The following is a 14,526-nucleotide window of genomic DNA, read 5'->3' as shown; positions in this document are numbered from 1 at the left end:
TTATTTTGCCACCCCTTTTATTTCGACATCTGGCATTTTTACAGGTGACCCCATATCATCCGTTAACCGAACAAGGATCTGCACTTGCCCCTCTGATGATATATATTGATTTAGGTTTGTTGAAAAACTTACACTTTTTTCTTGAATATCCTCATAATTCGAAGTGGTCCAATTCCAAATAGCAAGGGATGTTCGATTAGCCGCTTTGTTAGAAATGGATATTTCTGTCCAAGTTGTGCTACCCAAAAGCTCATCTGGCGCCCAAACAGTGAAGTTATAATCCCCTTTATCTAAATACCATTCATTTGTAGCTTCGTTCATTAATTCCATATAACCAGAACCATTCGTTGGCTCTAAATTTTCTTCTAATGATTCTTTATCTAAAGTGAAGTCCCCTGATAATTCAATTGTCGGCTCAAAACTCTGAGCAATATAAGATACGGGTGACATTTTTGCACTTCCGTCTAGTTCAATACCTACTAACGCTTCTTCTGTCCATGCAATAACCGTAGGCAATCGTTCACCCTCTACCAAAGCCCCTACGCCATATTTAAGTTTTTCTAAGCGTACGGGCATTAAATCATCTTTAGATTGTGGTTGTGTATAGTTGTAATTTGAAAAGGATGGCGAAAGAAGAACCGAATTTTTTACTTCTTCCGATACTTCAAGCGTATCGTCGGGCTCAATATCCCCTAAAACAATTTCTTTCGAACCAGACCAGATCGCTACATCATTTAATTTAAATGGGAAATGATTTGTGATAGTTCCCTCTACTTTTCCATCTTTAAGTGTAAGCTGAATATCCATATTCCCTGCATTTTCGATTTTTGTTTGCCCAACAATCGATTGAACAGACCAGTAATTTAAATTTCTCAAATTTATAGTTGATCCATTTGCCTGTTCTTTAACATATGATTTCTCATGTAATACAGCTTCAGATGGATTTGAATACATATTGGAGCCACGGGACGCAACAGCTGTTGTATTAGCATCCGTTGTAAAGGTGAAGTCCCCACCTCGATTTGTTAAAATGGACTCTACATAATTCCCTACCAAATTCTCCCCTTCTACCTTATAAAAAGCAGATTGTTGAATTTGGGATTGGAGCAAACGATCCTTCGCGCCAAAAATAAACATGGCTAGTGATAGTCCAATTGATAAGACAGGGATAATCCACCACGCTTGTTCTCGTTTATCCATTCTTTTTAAGACGAAATATAGTAATGGGCCAATGATTAAGATATAAACGATGACCGTAATCACAAGTAAGGTTGTAGAGACCTCAAAAGAAGGGAAAAGCTCATTCACACCGCCAACTTCTGATGGTAGGTACTCATTTAACCCGCCATAATACATTCCAAATGAGTTATTTTGGTTTGGATTTTGTAAATTTAATAATTGAGCTATTAATTTTGCGTAGCCGTCCATACCCGCAAGTGGTTGATCACCTAAAGAAAAAGTTGTTTGAATGATACGTCCACTTCCTAAAGATTTACTTGAGGCTAGGATTGTATCCCCATCAACAAGCAAACGGGCACTTCCTTCTTTTTCTTGCGCTTTATAAACTTCAATACCCTCCGGGAAAATTCCGTCCTTAGATAAAGCTGTTAGTTTTTCCTTTGAAACACTGACCCTCTCATTTGAAAGGATTAATGGTAAATGCTCCTTAAAAAGCCCTGAAGAAGCTTCAATCTGATCGGAAGCGCCGATTAGCAGCGTTCCACCATTTTCTACCCAATTGTAAATGGCTTGTTGTTGATTTTCTGTATAATCTGCAAGACTGATTTCATCTACCGCAATAACATCAGCCATCGCTAAACCCTTTGTTTCTGAAGGTAATTCAAAATTTTTAAGCTGATTCACATGGAAAACTTCCACGTTATAAGCTGAAAATTGTCTTAATCGTTGTAAGGCAGATAGTCGATCACTATTTTCCGTTAACGTATACACAAATGATGCATCTTGTTCATGAAACTGTGGACGTACCGCTTTCGTACCTGTATATTCCACAAGCTTCCCTTTTTCAATACCGCCCTCATAGAAATAGAATAGGTTCGGTTGTTGTTGACTACCACTGTACATATAATCATCAGAGAGTCCATTTAAATAAAGCTGAATGGTTTTCGTCTCACCCTCTGCGATATCTAATGGATATACCAACCCTGAACCGACAGAATAAGACTCAGCTGCATCAATGACCAGGTCTCCTGAAAAGGACGACCCGTTGTTCGTAATGGTTAATTTAAGTGGTAGTGGTGTGTAGTACTTTACCTTATTGGAAATTCCAGCTTCCGCACTTACATCTAATTTAGGTGCTGCACTAGCACTGTCTATATGTAGAAAACTAATAAAAAATGAAAATAAAAATAATACCGGTATGATTCGCTTAAACAAATCCCTAACCTCCTTTTTCTCTCTTTAATTGGTACGTTCATTTTACATTTAAGTTCCAGTATTTCCAAATAATTATCAAATTTTCAGATTTTGTTCGTGCTGTTCGTAATACTATAGGATTTTTTTTGAGGTTTTATGATGGTTAAGGAATTAAAGCGCTCCTCTGGTAAGGTGGGCGAAAAAAAAAAGACAAAACCAACATTAAAGTTGATTTTGTCTTTTTTGGATGCCTTTTGGCTTAATATGTAGATTAAAGCCGTGCACCTTTCTTCGACAGCCGTACATAAGCGTTACTCTTGTCGCCAGCTCAGGTTAGGCTACCCCGCGGCACATGGATGAAGCCACTTAATGCTGCTTCCTTCCGGACCTGACATGGTTCGTGGGTATCCATTGCGCAGGACCCAACCTTCAACGCTACGTGCAAGAGGCAGACCAAACATACGGACAGCCTCAGAAAAGGAATTCAGTCTCGCTAGAGCGGATTGCGAGTTACAGGGCACCGCTACCTCCCCACCTAGCACGGCATAAATTAGTATACTTTATATCAAGGGGTAAATGCAATGTTTTGTTCTGGGTAATTTGGAAATATAAAATTTTCCTATTAAAGTAAGTGAATCATGATGATTTGTTATCTTTATGTTCTCTTTTTTTGAGCAACAATCTTTTCACAAAATGCTCTAACCTTAATCTACAAATCATTTCACTATTATTTTATGAAAGCAAATAATGTTTATTATCAAAAACAAAAAAATGAATAAAAGTATTGACCAAGGTTACAATAAATGATATAGTATTTCTTGTCGATAGATTTCGACATATTATACGGAGGCATACCCAAGTCTGGCTGAAGGGATCGGTCTTGAAAACCGACAGGCGGGTTAAACCGCGCGTGGGTTCAAATCCTACTGCCTCCGCCATTTTTCAATTTAATTAATCAACTACTTAACCGTTTCTTGTGAATGCGGTTTTTTTTATATAACGACTTAAGATGAACTATTCACCTTAAGTCGTTTTTTTATTTTTCACTCTTATCTTATAGCTGATTTTTATCATCAAATCAGTATTCAATGACTAAAACAAGTAAAAAAGACTATCAACGATAAACGCCGATAGTCTCGATTATATACTTTTATACGATATTTCTTTATTAAGCCTTTTGAGTGTTTTCAACATCAGAATTCGGGTTAAATTGACCTTCCCATTTCGCAACAACAAGTGCTGCCAATGAATTCCCCACTACGTTAACCACAGTTCGTCCCATATCTAGTATACGGTCGATACCTATGATAAACATTAAGCCCTCTGCAGGTAGATTCATTGTGCCGAATGTAGCTAATAATACAACGAATGATACACCTGGTACACCGGCCATACCTTTTGATGTGACCATCAACACTAGCATTAACGTTATTTGTTGAACAATACTTAGTTCAATACCATACATTTGTGCAACAAATAATGAAGCGATTGCTTGATATAATACCGAACCATCCAAGTTAAAAGAATAACCTGTTGGAATTACAAATGTCGAAATATGTTTTGGAGCACCGACCTTCTCCATTTTGTCCATGATTCTTGGAAGAACCGTTTCCGAACTAGAAGTAGAGAATGCCAAAATTAATTCTTCTTTTATCACCTTTATTAATCTAAAGATGCTGTACCCAATAATTTTAGCCATAATGCCTAATATAACAATAACAAAGAAAATCATTGTTCCGTAGACAGTGATCGCTAATTTAGCAAGTGGAATTAGTGATGCAAAACCATATTTAGAAATTGTTACTCCGATTAAAGCGAAAACACCAATCGGTGCATACTTCATAAATAAGTTTGTTACATAGAACATAGCATGTGATATACCTTCAAAGAATCCTAATGCCACTTTTCCTCTTTCGCCAATCGCAGCGATTCCAAGGCCCAGTACTACGGCAAAGAAGATAATCGCCAGCATATCGCCTTCAACCATTGCCTGAATAGGATTTGTAGGAACAATATGCAGAAGTGTATCCACAATGGATTTTCCTTCTTGTTCATGGGAAGTATCGACATAACTAGAAATATCAGCCTGACTTAGATTATTCATATTTATGCCAGATCCAGGTTGGAAAATATTAGCTGAAACTAGACCTACTACAATGGCCAATAATGTCATGCCGATGAAATATGCCAATGATTTGCCGCCCAGTTTACCAACAGCTTTCAAATCTCCTACACCTGCAATAGCCACAATAATACTTGAAAGTACAATTGGTACAACGATCAGTTTAATCAAGCGGAGGAAAAGATCCCCTAATGGCTGCAAAACACTTTGTGCTGTTTCACTTCCATAGAAAATCCCGCCGACAATTACTCCTAAGATAAGACCAATTAAGATTTGCATTGCTAGACTTAATTTAAATTTCATAATTACCCCACCTTCTTGATGATTTTACTAGTCGAATTACACTGGTAAGGGAAACAAGTATATGAATGAAACCTATTAATTTAATTAACACAAAAAATAGCTTGTACTATAGACTAACTAAATCTCTTCATATCGCTTCCTTTAAACGCTTACGAGGTTAGCTTTCGGGTTAGGACTTCGGAAACGTAAGCCCTTTCTTTTTTAGAATTCACCTATAACGGAAATAGCCGTATAAATCATTTGGGTCCCCCGCTCTTAAATTAAGATTAAGCGAAAAATAACTAATTAAATTTTATCATTATTATACTTGAAAAGTAAATAAATGATTATTTCCATCTTTTTTAAGCAAATTCGAAGGATAAAAGAGCGATATATAAGCCTTTCATTTTCAAAAAAATTAATAGAACAAAAATAATAACTCTATTTAGGCAAAACTTTTTCTAAATATTCACGAATAGAGACCTCACCATTTGATAATGCTTCGGCTTCACGTAATTCATCTTTTCGCATTTTTTCTTCTGCAGCAGTTGCTATTTCTTCAACATCTTCTTTTGGAATAACAACAACCCCATCAGTATCACCAACAATATAGTCTCCTGGATGGACTGTCACACCACCAATCGCGATAGGTACACCTACAACTCCGCCTCCATGCTTAAAACCTGCAGCAACCGTTGTACCTAATGAAAAGACAGGGAAATCTATTTGTCGAATTGCCACAATATCACGTATTACTCCATTTACGACAAATCCTTGGACTCCTACACCTTTAGCTAATGAAATGACAAAATCTCCAGCAACCGCACGATTTGTATTTCCTTTAGCATCAATTACAAGTATATCGCCCTTTTGCGCTTTACTAATCGCTTCTAAAACTGCCCCATTTTCTCCATCAGGCAATCGTACAGTAAGAGCTCGTCCAGCAATTTTAAAGTGGTCGCTAAGAGGTTTAATAGCTCCATCAATATTTGTATGGCCACCTGTAGCATCTGAAATAGCCGTAGTAGGTAAACTGATTAATCTCTGTTGAACTTTTGTCGTTTCCATTATTACTGCCCCCTTTTAAATTAACTAAAAATTGTAATAATTTAAATATTATAGGAATATTAGATTAAGTTAAATAGGTTTTTTTATTAATTTAATCTAATTTGCCCCATTAAAGTTAAATAATCTGGATACAATGGTTTTAAGCATGCTCTTCTAGACGGGCGTTTTAATAGACCTAAACAAGTAGGGAGTGACATGTATGAAAATAAACCGATTAGTAACTCAATTTCAAAAGAATACTGGCGAAGCAGGTTATAGGATGGCGACATTTGATATCGAGGTTATTGCAAAATCAACTGGAGGGCTTGCTCCAACCATTCTTTATTTTCACGATAATCAAGATGTTACAGATGATATTCGCTCACTCCGATTTGGGTTAGATTCACCTTATTCTTACATTGATGATTACGATCAATTTCAAAAAATGCTCTATGAAAAAGAGCAACGGGCAATCAACAATTTATATGATACGTTTAGCATTCGCCCCAAAAATATGTCAACTTCCAAACAAGTGTTATGGAGCTTCGGTGTCTTGCTTTTAATGGCAATTCCATTATTAGTGGCAATTATTTTAAGATAGAAAACCCTAAGTAATGGATGATAGATTACTTAGGGTTTCATATTAGCTTCCTTTTTTCAATAAAATTTCTTGATGATTTCTTAAAATCGTTAAAATTTCTTCAGCTGTTGTAGCGACTTTTAAGATTTCACGCTGCTCTTCACGAATAAAGCCTTCCTCAATCATCTTATGGAAATGTTGAATAAGGGCGTCGTAGAATCCATCGATATTATATAAAATAACCGGGTTATGATGTAGGCCGATTTGAGCCCAGGTAAAGACTTCAAAATATTCGTCCAGTGTACCACAGCCCCCTGGCAAGGCAATAAAGGCATCGGATAGATCGACCATTTTCTTTTTTCGAACATGCATAGATTCAACAAAATGAATTTCACTTAAGTATAAATGAGCGATTTCACGTTTTTGCAAATGCTCTGGCATAATACCGATCACTCTTCCGTTATGACCCAGAGCTGAATCCGCAACTGTTCCCATTAAACCAACATTAGAGCCACCATAGACAATCCCAATTTTAGCTTTTGCTAATGTTTCTCCTAGCTCTTTTGCCTTTTCTATATAAACAGACTTCTTCCCAGATTGTGAACCACAGTAGATAGCAACGTTCATTTTCATTCCCCCAATATTCGATTTGATATAATACAAGTATACTGCGAAATTATTAATACTCTGTTAAAAAGGAGACCTTCTATGAAAATTTGCCCTTTAGGCGTTGGTGGTGCTTTTACAAAAAGCAACTTTCATAATAACTATATCATTGAAGTAGACGAAAAATTCCTATTAATTGATGCAGGGACGACCTTACGGAATAGTTTACCTGCCGCTGGATATGACTATCTAGCTATCGATTATGTTTTTATTTCACATCTTCATTATGATCATGTCGGTGGCCTAGAGGAATTAGTCATGACCCGTTTTTGGCAATTTGCAAACGGTCAGCACTCACCGCTAAAAACCATGATTATCGTGCAGGAAAAGCTTGCTTTACCTTTAAGAAAATACCTTAAGAATAGTCTAGAAAATCGGGGGCGTACCGTTGAAGACTTTTGTGATTTTATCATATTAAATAATGCCGATACTTTTACAATCGGACAATACACTTTTTCAGTAATTGATACGACGAACCTACATGCTGAAGGCTTAATCAGTGCCGGGTTTAAATTATCATCGGATGAAGCTAACATTGTTTTTTCAGGAGACTTGAAAAAGTTAGAAGCTACAAATATTTTGGAACAGGTTGATAAAAATACCGTTGCAATTTTCCAGGATGTTAGCTTCACATTTAACGGAGTACATGCAACACTTCAGGAAGTGCTGGACTATTATCCATTATCTTTACATGAAAAAATCTATGCGATGCACTATAACGATAATATAGAGGATTACGAAGAGGTTATAAAAGAAGCTAATATACAGCTTGTTAAAAAACAAGAGGTTCTCGAATTGCTTTGAGATGAAAAAACACTGTCTTCGAAAAACAGTGTTTTTTTCATATAATATTAAATGTAGCCATTTGGTTTAGTTTTCTTTTTTAATTAAGTCATAGGTAATGCAAATCGGTTTGTTTGAACGAGGATCCTTACTAATAACAGCATCAATATTAAAAACTTTTTTTAATACTTCAGATGTCATGACTTCATCTGGCGTCCCTGCTTTTACCAAGTTTCCTTTTTCAAGGGCAATCATATAATTTGAGAATCTCGCTGCATGATTTAAATCATGCAAAACCATCACAATTGTACGATTCTCCTTTTCATTTAAGTTTTGTAGCAGTTCTAAAACCTCAAGCTGGTGAGCCATGTCTAAATATGTAGTTGGTTCATCTAAAAAAATGATATCCGTATTTTGTGCGAGAGCCATCGCAATCCAAACACGTTGCTTCTGACCACCAGAAAGCTCATCCACATAATAATTTTTTAGTTCATATGTATTTGTAGCCTTCAATGCCCAATCGATAATTTCCTTATCTTCCTTTGTTAAACTCCCAAAGCCCGATTGGTATGGGAAACGGCCATACGAAACCAACTCATCTACTAATAACCCAACTGCACTATCTTGTGTTTGAGGTAAAATAGCTAGTTCCTTGGCTAAATCTTTTGTATTTTTCTTCTGAATTTCAGCACCATCAAGCATAATCTGTCCTTTTTGGTGAGGGATAATTCTTGTCATTGCTTTTAATAATGTTGATTTGCCGCATCCATTCGACCCAATAATTGTGGTGATTTGGCTATCGGGAATTCCAATAGTTAGGTCGTTGACAATTACTTTCTTATCGTAACCAACCTCGACATTACTTACGTTCATTCGCATTTATATATTTCAACTCCTATAATTCTACAGTAAATAAGAATCGTTCTCAATGAAACGATTAACCAAAATTATTCTCTTTTCTAATTCGATTGTCAATAACAAGTTAAACGGAAAAGAACTACATGGTGCTTAACTAATAATGTATTCGGTAATATTATGTTAGAATTTTTGTTATTTATCAGGACACCCTATAAAAGGAGGTGTTATGGGTAATGAGCCGCATTTTACTAGTTATTCTATTCCTAATAGGATTTTCATTAGATGTATCTGCTGAAACTCCATTTAAGGCAACATTCATAAGAGATCATCAGCTTTGGATAAAAGAAGGAGAGAAAGAAATCCAGCTTACTGAAGGATTGTTTGTTTCTTCTCCACAATGGTCTATTGATGGCCGGTTTATAGCCTATTTAGCCGGAAATAAAGCGGGAGAGAAACAATATTTAACGATTTATGATTCAAAAGTTAATAAGAGTTACCAACCCTATCAGGGGATTGAAACACATCATTTTAAATGGTCACCCACTTCAAATCAGTTGGCTTATACAGTAGATGGAATCTTGAGAGTTACAAAAATGAAGAATGGACGACCACAAGGTTTCGAGAATGTAGCACTCGGTGTAAGTAATTTTGAGTGGTTTCCAGATGGCGACGCATTTATCGTTTCCTCTCAATCGGATTTAGTGCCCACTGGATGGGGGCCAGTCCCTCTTTTTAAAGTCCCCCTAGACACCCACTTAGATACAAATAAGATTACACCGTTTTTTACGATTCAAACGAATGAAGAGGACCTATTTGCAATTGATACGGCTTATTTTAAGTGGAGTGCAGACGGTAAATGGCTTAGCCTTTTGGCGATTCCAACTGCCTCCTGGTCCAACGACAGTAATACACTGTGTGTCATCTCATCAACAGGCGATAACTTTCAAGTGATAGGTAAGATGCTTGGCTTTGAAGATTGGATTAAATGGGCACCATCAAAAAATCAACTAGCCTTTATCTCTGGGGAAGGTAGATTTTTTGTTGAAAACAAAAATACAGCTATTGCTGATATTCCAATTTCAACCACACCCAAAGCGTACACACCTAAAGGGTATGTCGATCTCGATCTAGAATGGCTTTCCCCGGATAAAATCATAGTGGCTCGTTCTAAGGATCATAAGGATTGGAACGAAGGCCCCGTTCCAATCATGTATACCTCTCTTTATACCATAGACCTTAAATCCGGTGAACAAAAGCAGCTTACATTCCCCAAAAACAATGAATTGGATTCTTCACCTCAAGTAGTTGGAAATGCAATTACTTGGCTTCGAAAGGTTGAAAATCAAGTTCAAGGAGATGTATGGATAAAAGAAAACATAGACGATGAACCATATGTATGGATAAAAAATGTAGAATCTACCCCTGTTTTTTTTAATGAAAGCAACTAAAAAAGTGCCTCCTTTTTTGGACTAAAGGAGGCACTCTTTCATATCTCTTACATAAATCACTGTTTAAGCCTGTCGCAAGCTTTCGGTGCAGTTAATATGAGTTTATTAATTTGTGTAAGCTTCCCTTTATTTACTTTGTATTCTATTTACGGAGATGACTTGTCTGTTCCAACATATAGGCAATGCGCTCTACAATGCTCTCGATTTGTTCCGGGTTTTTCATTAAGTCGTAATCGTTAATGTCCAAACGCAACACTGGGCAAGAATTGAAGTTGTTAATCCAGTTTTCATAGCGTTCATGCATTTCAATCCAATAATCATTAGGTGTTTGCTGCTCCATTTCACGGCCACGCTCTTGGATGCGACCAATAATATTGTCAATTGGTCCTTCTAAATACACAAGTAAATTTGGATGCGGGAAGTATGGTGTCATGACCATGGCATCAAATAAATTTGTATATGTTTCGTAATCAGTTGGGTTCATTGTCCCTTTGTCATAATGCATTTTTGCAAAAATCCCTGTATCTTCGTAAATAGAACGGTCTTGGATAAATCCGCCACCATACTCAAATATACGTTTTTGTTCCTTAAAGCGTTCTGCAAGAAAATAAATTTGTAAATGGAAGCTCCACTTTTCAAAATCATCATAGAACTTGTCCAAATATGGGTTTGTATCTACCTTTTCAAATGAAGTACGGAAATTTAAGGCTTCTGCAAGTGCTTTAGTCATTGTAGATTTTCCGACCCCTACCGTCCCAGCAATGGTAATCACCGTATTGGATGGTATATTGTATTTTTCTCGTAAATTCATTCTGTATGTGAACTCCTTTGTTGTAGCTTTTCTTCTACTAATTTTAATACCTTCTCTAAATCTTCAGGATTTTTTACAAAGTCTATTTCGTCGCCATTTAACTGAATGACAGGAATATCAGGGTGCATCACTTCAAAATGCTGAATGAATTCGTGATAATCAGCAGCTAGTTGTTCTATGTAATCTCGGGTAATCATTTTTTCAAACTCTCTACCGCGCAGGGCGATCCGATCCATTAATGTATCTAAACTAGCATGTAAATACACCACCATATTAGGTCGTGGCATATCTGCAGTTAATATGTTGTAAATGGACTCATACTTTTCATATTCAGATGGCTGTAAGGTACGCTTTGCAAAAATTAAATTTTTAAATATATGATAATCCGCTACGACAGGTGACCCTGTTTCTATTATATGTTTCTTAATGTCAGTTAGTTGTTTATATCGATTACAAAGGAAGAACATCTCCGTTTGAAAGCTCCACTCATCTATGTCTTCATAGAACTTTCCTAGAAACGGGTTTTCATCCACAATTTCTTTTAATAAATGGTATTCAAAGGCGTTAGAAATGGCGTTAGATAACGACGTTTTCCCTACACCAATTGGACCCTCTACTGTAATAAATGGAACAGACACCGAGAAGTCCCTCCTTCAAGTCTAAATTTGTCAATGCTATTCATTTTATCATATGAGCTTGTCGAAAAACAGAGACAGACTGCAAACAAAATAAGGAATTATTATAAGGCATATGGTACGGGAAGGATAATGGTTATTTTCTATTGTTTTAGCAATCAATAATGACTGATTTTTGCAAACTGCCATGTTAAACTAGCAAGCAAGGAGAGATGAACGTGGAACTATTTGAAAGAGATCGGACATTTATGCTTGAAGCAATTGAAGAAGCGAAAAAAGCACAAGCTTTAGGTGAGGTACCTATCGGGGCTGTCATTGTCTATCAAGATGAAATAATTGGACGAGCGCACAATTTACGGGAAACGACACAAAATGCTGTCACCCATGCTGAATTGATGGCCATTCAACAAGCTTGTGAAGCGATTGGAAGTTGGAGATTAGAAGAAACAACTTTGTATGTTACATTAGAGCCCTGTCCGATGTGTGCAGGTGCCATTCTTCAATCCCGTGTCCCCCGTGTCGTGTATGGTGCAAGAGATATGAAAGCGGGCTGTGTTGATTCATTGTACCGTTTGTTAAATGATTCGCGATTTAATCATGAATGCGCTGTAACTGAAGGCATTTTAGCAGAAGAGTGCGGTGAAATCCTGACTAGTTTCTTCCGTGCGATTCGAGAACGAAAAAAAGCAGAAAAACTTGAGAAGAAACGGTTGATACAAGAGGGAGAGAATCATGAAATTTAGTAAATTAAAGAAAACGATTGAAGGGTTTCTGTGTACTTCATTAAAGGGGCGAATTGAAGTACATGCTGCTGTCTATCGACAAGCCCATGATTCTCCGTCACGCGTTTGGCTAAGCTTTGATAAAGAGCAAATTTTCAGTGCAGCCGATCTTTCACACATACAAAAGTATAATTCACGTCAACAGGAATTGAAAGAACAATACGAATTAAAGCCTATTCCATACAGCGAAAATTGGGAGGTCATGTTTAATTCACCAGAACGAAAAGCATTAATTGCGGCTTCTGATCAAGCGGAAGAAGAGCTAATCCAAACTGGTATATGGGGGAGCTGGCATCTCTATAATGCTCTATTAAATTACCCTAATATATCAATCGAACAAGCTTTAACATCAGAAGACCCCTTGATTCGAGCATACGCGTTATTTGACCGACGCGTTGGGAAACGCCGCCTGTTAGCAATGGAGAATTTCCCTCATTCAATAGAGAGTAAGTTTTTTTATATTCGTTGCGAGGCTGAAGGACTTAAGTAAATGGAAGTGGGGAATGAATGCATTAAAATAAAAGAAGATATTCCAATAAACTGCTTTAAAGATTATTTGTAGCTGAATTATAGATGCTTCTTTTCTACTTTTCAGGAGCTTTCTCTGCTCCAACTGTCTTATAGATCGCCTCTATCCTACCGTTCCGAAGCTTTCTTTGTTCAAAACGTCTTATTGATCGCGTCTATTTTACCTTTCGATGAGCCTCCCTTACCCCAAGCACTCTATCGCCCCTTAATATTCCCAGAAAAATTAAACCTCCCTTTCCTCTAACTATCTTTCCTATTTTTATTAAATAAAAAAGGCGGCCAACCGATTAAAGTTAGCCCCCAACACACATAATATTAGCTAAACTGCTCCATAAATTTCTCTAAGCGATCCATGCCCTTTTGTAAAACTTCTAAAGGTTGTGCGAAGGAAAGGCGGATGTAGCCTTCACCAAACTGGGAGAATGCGCTGCCTGGAACCGTCGCTAGCTCCTGCTCTTTCAATAGACTTATACAAAAGTCAAAAGAAGTCCTGTTTGTTTTCTTAATAGACGGGAAGATATAAAATGCTCCTGCTGGTTTTACCACGTCAAAGCCCATTCCTACTAGGCGGTCATATACATAATCACGACGCACTTTATATTCTTTCTTCATTTCATTTGGATTATTTAATCCATCAGTTAAGGCGGCAAGTGCCGCATACTGACTTATGCTTGTTGCACAGCTAATGTAATAGCCATTTAGCTTTGTCATTTCTTTTGTTAGATAGCTCGGAGCTAAGGTATACCCAATCCGCCAGCCTGTCATGGAGTGAGATTTTGATACACCATTGATGACAATTGTTTTATTTCGCATGCCTTCATAAGAAGCAATGGACTTGTGCGTATTTTCATAAATTAATTCGCTATAGATTTCATCTGAAATAATAAAGATTTCTTTTTCTTTTAAAAGGGCAGCAATTTTTTGTAATTCCGCCTCTTCAATAATTGTCCCCACCGGATTACATGGTGATGGAAGAATGACGCATCTTGTTTTATCAGAGATATGTTTTGCAATCAGTTCAGCAGTTAAAACAAAATTAGTAGCCTCTGTATCCACACAAACTGGAATAGCACCGCACAGTTCAATCAGTGGAATATACCCAGGATAAGCAGGAGCTGATAAAATGACTTCACTACCTTCTTCTAAAATAGTTCTTAAAGCAATAGTAAGTGCACCGGAAGCACCGTGCGTTACAATAATTTCATCTTGCGGATGATAAGATAATCCATACTGTTGATCATAAAAGGAAGAAATTGCTTTTCGCAATTCAAAAATCCCTGCATTCGGTGTATAAGATGTATGGTTTTGATCAATTGCAAGCTTTGCCTTTTCTTTTACATGTGTTGGTGTAGGAAAATCAGGTTGGCCAATCGTTAGATTTATTGCATTAGGGTAATCCACTAGCATATTCGTAAACTTTCGTATACCGGATAGCTCAATTTTCTTTAGGTTTTTATAAATTAAATGTTCCATTCTATTATCCCCTTCTAGTAAACTTTTTTGCTTTAATGTAAAACTTTTCATATCAAAAAGACTCATCGTGATAAGCCAAATCTGCTCAAATATTCATTATTTTCATTTTACAATATTTGAAGAAGTATTTTCAGACTT

General features: G+C 36.8%; 13 protein-coding genes, 1 tRNA gene, 1 other RNA gene and 1 riboswitch. Of the genes, 6 read left to right on the top strand and 9 right to left on the bottom strand.

Annotation, left to right across the window (positions count from 1 at the left end; genetic code table 11):
* Nucleotides 1–2,394: a cytochrome c oxidase subunit II gene (locus tag C1N55_RS00175; protein WP_137726957.1), complete on the bottom strand. Its 2,394-nt coding sequence runs from the start codon at nucleotides 2,392–2,394 to the stop codon at nucleotides 1–3.
* 256 nt (nucleotides 2,395–2,650) lie between these two features.
* Nucleotides 2,651–2,917: signal recognition particle sRNA large type (gene ffs / locus C1N55_RS00170), an RNA gene on the bottom strand.
* A gap of 301 nt (nucleotides 2,918–3,218) precedes the next feature.
* Between ffs and C1N55_RS00165 the strand changes: the two genes are divergently transcribed.
* Nucleotides 3,219–3,311 (top strand) — tRNA-Ser (locus C1N55_RS00165).
* A gap of 230 nt (nucleotides 3,312–3,541) precedes the next feature.
* On the opposite strand, the gene C1N55_RS00160 is transcribed toward C1N55_RS00165, so the two are convergent.
* Together C1N55_RS00160 and C1N55_RS00155 are read right to left on the bottom strand one after the other, a co-directional pair.
* Nucleotides 3,542–4,798, bottom strand: coding sequence for a cation:dicarboxylate symporter family transporter (locus C1N55_RS00160; protein WP_205758501.1), 1,257 nt, complete (start codon nucleotides 4,796–4,798; stop codon nucleotides 3,542–3,544).
* A 130-nt stretch (nucleotides 4,799–4,928) separates the two neighbouring features.
* A riboswitch (cyclic di-AMP (ydaO/yuaA leader) is annotated at nucleotides 4,929–5,081 on the bottom strand.
* 137 nt (nucleotides 5,082–5,218) lie between these two features.
* Nucleotides 5,219–5,845, bottom strand: coding sequence for an RraA family protein (locus C1N55_RS00155; protein WP_137726955.1), 627 nt, complete (start codon nucleotides 5,843–5,845; stop codon nucleotides 5,219–5,221).
* Nucleotides 5,846–6,044: 199 nt separating this feature from the next.
* Between C1N55_RS00155 and C1N55_RS00150 the strand changes: the two genes are divergently transcribed.
* On the top strand, nucleotides 6,045–6,425 hold the full coding sequence (locus C1N55_RS00150) for a sodium:proton antiporter (protein WP_137726954.1): 381 nt from the start codon (nucleotides 6,045–6,047) through the stop codon (nucleotides 6,423–6,425).
* Nucleotides 6,426–6,467: 42 nt separating this feature from the next.
* Here C1N55_RS00150 and C1N55_RS00145 read toward each other — a convergent pair whose 3' ends face one another.
* Nucleotides 6,468–7,031: an LOG family protein gene (locus C1N55_RS00145; protein WP_370452558.1), complete on the bottom strand. Its 564-nt coding sequence runs from the start codon at nucleotides 7,029–7,031 to the stop codon at nucleotides 6,468–6,470.
* Nucleotides 7,032–7,112: 81 nt separating this feature from the next.
* Here C1N55_RS00145 and C1N55_RS00140 point away from each other — a divergent pair, with 81 nt between their 5' ends.
* A complete protein-coding gene (locus tag C1N55_RS00140) occupies nucleotides 7,113–7,874 on the top strand; it encodes an MBL fold metallo-hydrolase (RefSeq protein WP_137726953.1) in 762 nt (253 codons plus the stop codon).
* 66 nt (nucleotides 7,875–7,940) lie between these two features.
* On the opposite strand, the gene C1N55_RS00135 is transcribed toward C1N55_RS00140, so the two are convergent.
* Entirely contained in the window at nucleotides 7,941–8,732 is a 792-nt protein-coding gene (locus tag C1N55_RS00135; protein ID WP_137726952.1) for an ABC transporter ATP-binding protein, read from the bottom strand.
* A 212-nt stretch (nucleotides 8,733–8,944) separates the two neighbouring features.
* Between C1N55_RS00135 and C1N55_RS00130 the strand changes: the two genes are divergently transcribed.
* On the top strand, nucleotides 8,945–10,159 hold the full coding sequence (locus C1N55_RS00130; RefSeq protein WP_137726951.1) for a translocation protein TolB: 1,215 nt from the start codon (nucleotides 8,945–8,947) through the stop codon (nucleotides 10,157–10,159).
* Nucleotides 10,160–10,301: 142 nt separating this feature from the next.
* Here C1N55_RS00130 and C1N55_RS00125 read toward each other — a convergent pair whose 3' ends face one another.
* Together C1N55_RS00125 and C1N55_RS00120 are read right to left on the bottom strand one after the other, a co-directional pair.
* A complete protein-coding gene (locus C1N55_RS00125) occupies nucleotides 10,302–10,970 on the bottom strand; it encodes a deoxynucleoside kinase (RefSeq protein WP_137726950.1) in 669 nt (222 codons plus the stop codon).
* Nucleotides 10,967–11,608 carry a deoxynucleoside kinase gene (locus C1N55_RS00120; protein WP_137726949.1) on the bottom strand — a complete coding sequence of 214 codons (642 nt, stop codon included), beginning with the start codon at nucleotides 11,606–11,608 and terminating at the stop codon, nucleotides 10,967–10,969. Before C1N55_RS00120 ends, C1N55_RS00125 begins: the two co-directional genes overlap by 4 nt.
* Nucleotides 11,609–11,823: 215 nt before the next feature.
* On the opposite strand from C1N55_RS00120, the gene tadA reads away from it, so the two are divergent.
* Together tadA and C1N55_RS00110 are read left to right on the top strand one after the other, a co-directional pair.
* A complete protein-coding gene (gene tadA / locus C1N55_RS00115) occupies nucleotides 11,824–12,348 on the top strand; it encodes a tRNA adenosine(34) deaminase TadA (RefSeq protein WP_205758499.1) in 525 nt (174 codons plus the stop codon).
* Nucleotides 12,338–12,877 (top strand): SF0329 family protein, encoded by a 540-nt coding sequence (locus C1N55_RS00110; protein WP_137726947.1) that lies wholly within the window; start codon nucleotides 12,338–12,340, stop codon nucleotides 12,875–12,877. The genes tadA and C1N55_RS00110 overlap by 11 nt, the downstream gene beginning before the upstream one ends.
* A 353-nt stretch (nucleotides 12,878–13,230) precedes the next feature.
* On the opposite strand, the gene C1N55_RS00105 is transcribed toward C1N55_RS00110, so the two are convergent.
* The gene (locus tag C1N55_RS00105; RefSeq protein WP_137726946.1) at nucleotides 13,231–14,388 is read right to left on the bottom strand and encodes an aminotransferase A; all 1,158 of its coding nucleotides are present in this window, start codon (nucleotides 14,386–14,388) and stop codon (nucleotides 13,231–13,233) included.
* Nucleotides 14,389–14,526 lie beyond the last annotated feature (138 nt).

Source organism: Lysinibacillus sp. SGAir0095 (assembly GCF_005491425.1).
Taxonomy (GTDB): domain Bacteria; phylum Bacillota; class Bacilli; order Bacillales_A; family Planococcaceae; genus Ureibacillus.
The sequence above is the reverse complement of the archived record's forward strand: the minus strand, read 5'-3'. Positions and strand labels throughout refer to the sequence as shown.

Coding starts and splice junctions, on each gene's coding strand:
- C1N55_RS00160 (WP_205758501.1), bottom strand. CDS start 4,798: ATGAAATTTAAATTAAGTCTAGCAATGCAAATCTTAATTGGTCTTATC.
- C1N55_RS00155 (WP_137726955.1), bottom strand. CDS start 5,845: ATGGAAACGACAAAAGTTCAACAGAGATTAATCAGTTTACCTACTACG.
- C1N55_RS00150 (WP_137726954.1), top strand. CDS start 6,045: ATGAAAATAAACCGATTAGTAACTCAATTTCAAAAGAATACTGGCGAA.
- C1N55_RS00145 (WP_370452558.1), bottom strand. CDS start 7,031: ATGAACGTTGCTATCTACTGTGGTTCACAATCTGGGAAGAAGTCTGTT.
- C1N55_RS00140 (WP_137726953.1), top strand. CDS start 7,113: ATGAAAATTTGCCCTTTAGGCGTTGGTGGTGCTTTTACAAAAAGCAAC.
- C1N55_RS00135 (WP_137726952.1), bottom strand. CDS start 8,732: ATGCGAATGAACGTAAGTAATGTCGAGGTTGGTTACGATAAGAAAGTA.
- C1N55_RS00130 (WP_137726951.1), top strand. CDS start 8,945: ATGAGCCGCATTTTACTAGTTATTCTATTCCTAATAGGATTTTCATTA.
- C1N55_RS00125 (WP_137726950.1), bottom strand. CDS start 10,970: ATGAATTTACGAGAAAAATACAATATACCATCCAATACGGTGATTACC.
- C1N55_RS00110 (WP_137726947.1), top strand. CDS start 12,338: ATGAAATTTAGTAAATTAAAGAAAACGATTGAAGGGTTTCTGTGTACT.
- C1N55_RS00105 (WP_137726946.1), bottom strand. CDS start 14,388: ATGGAACATTTAATTTATAAAAACCTAAAGAAAATTGAGCTATCCGGT.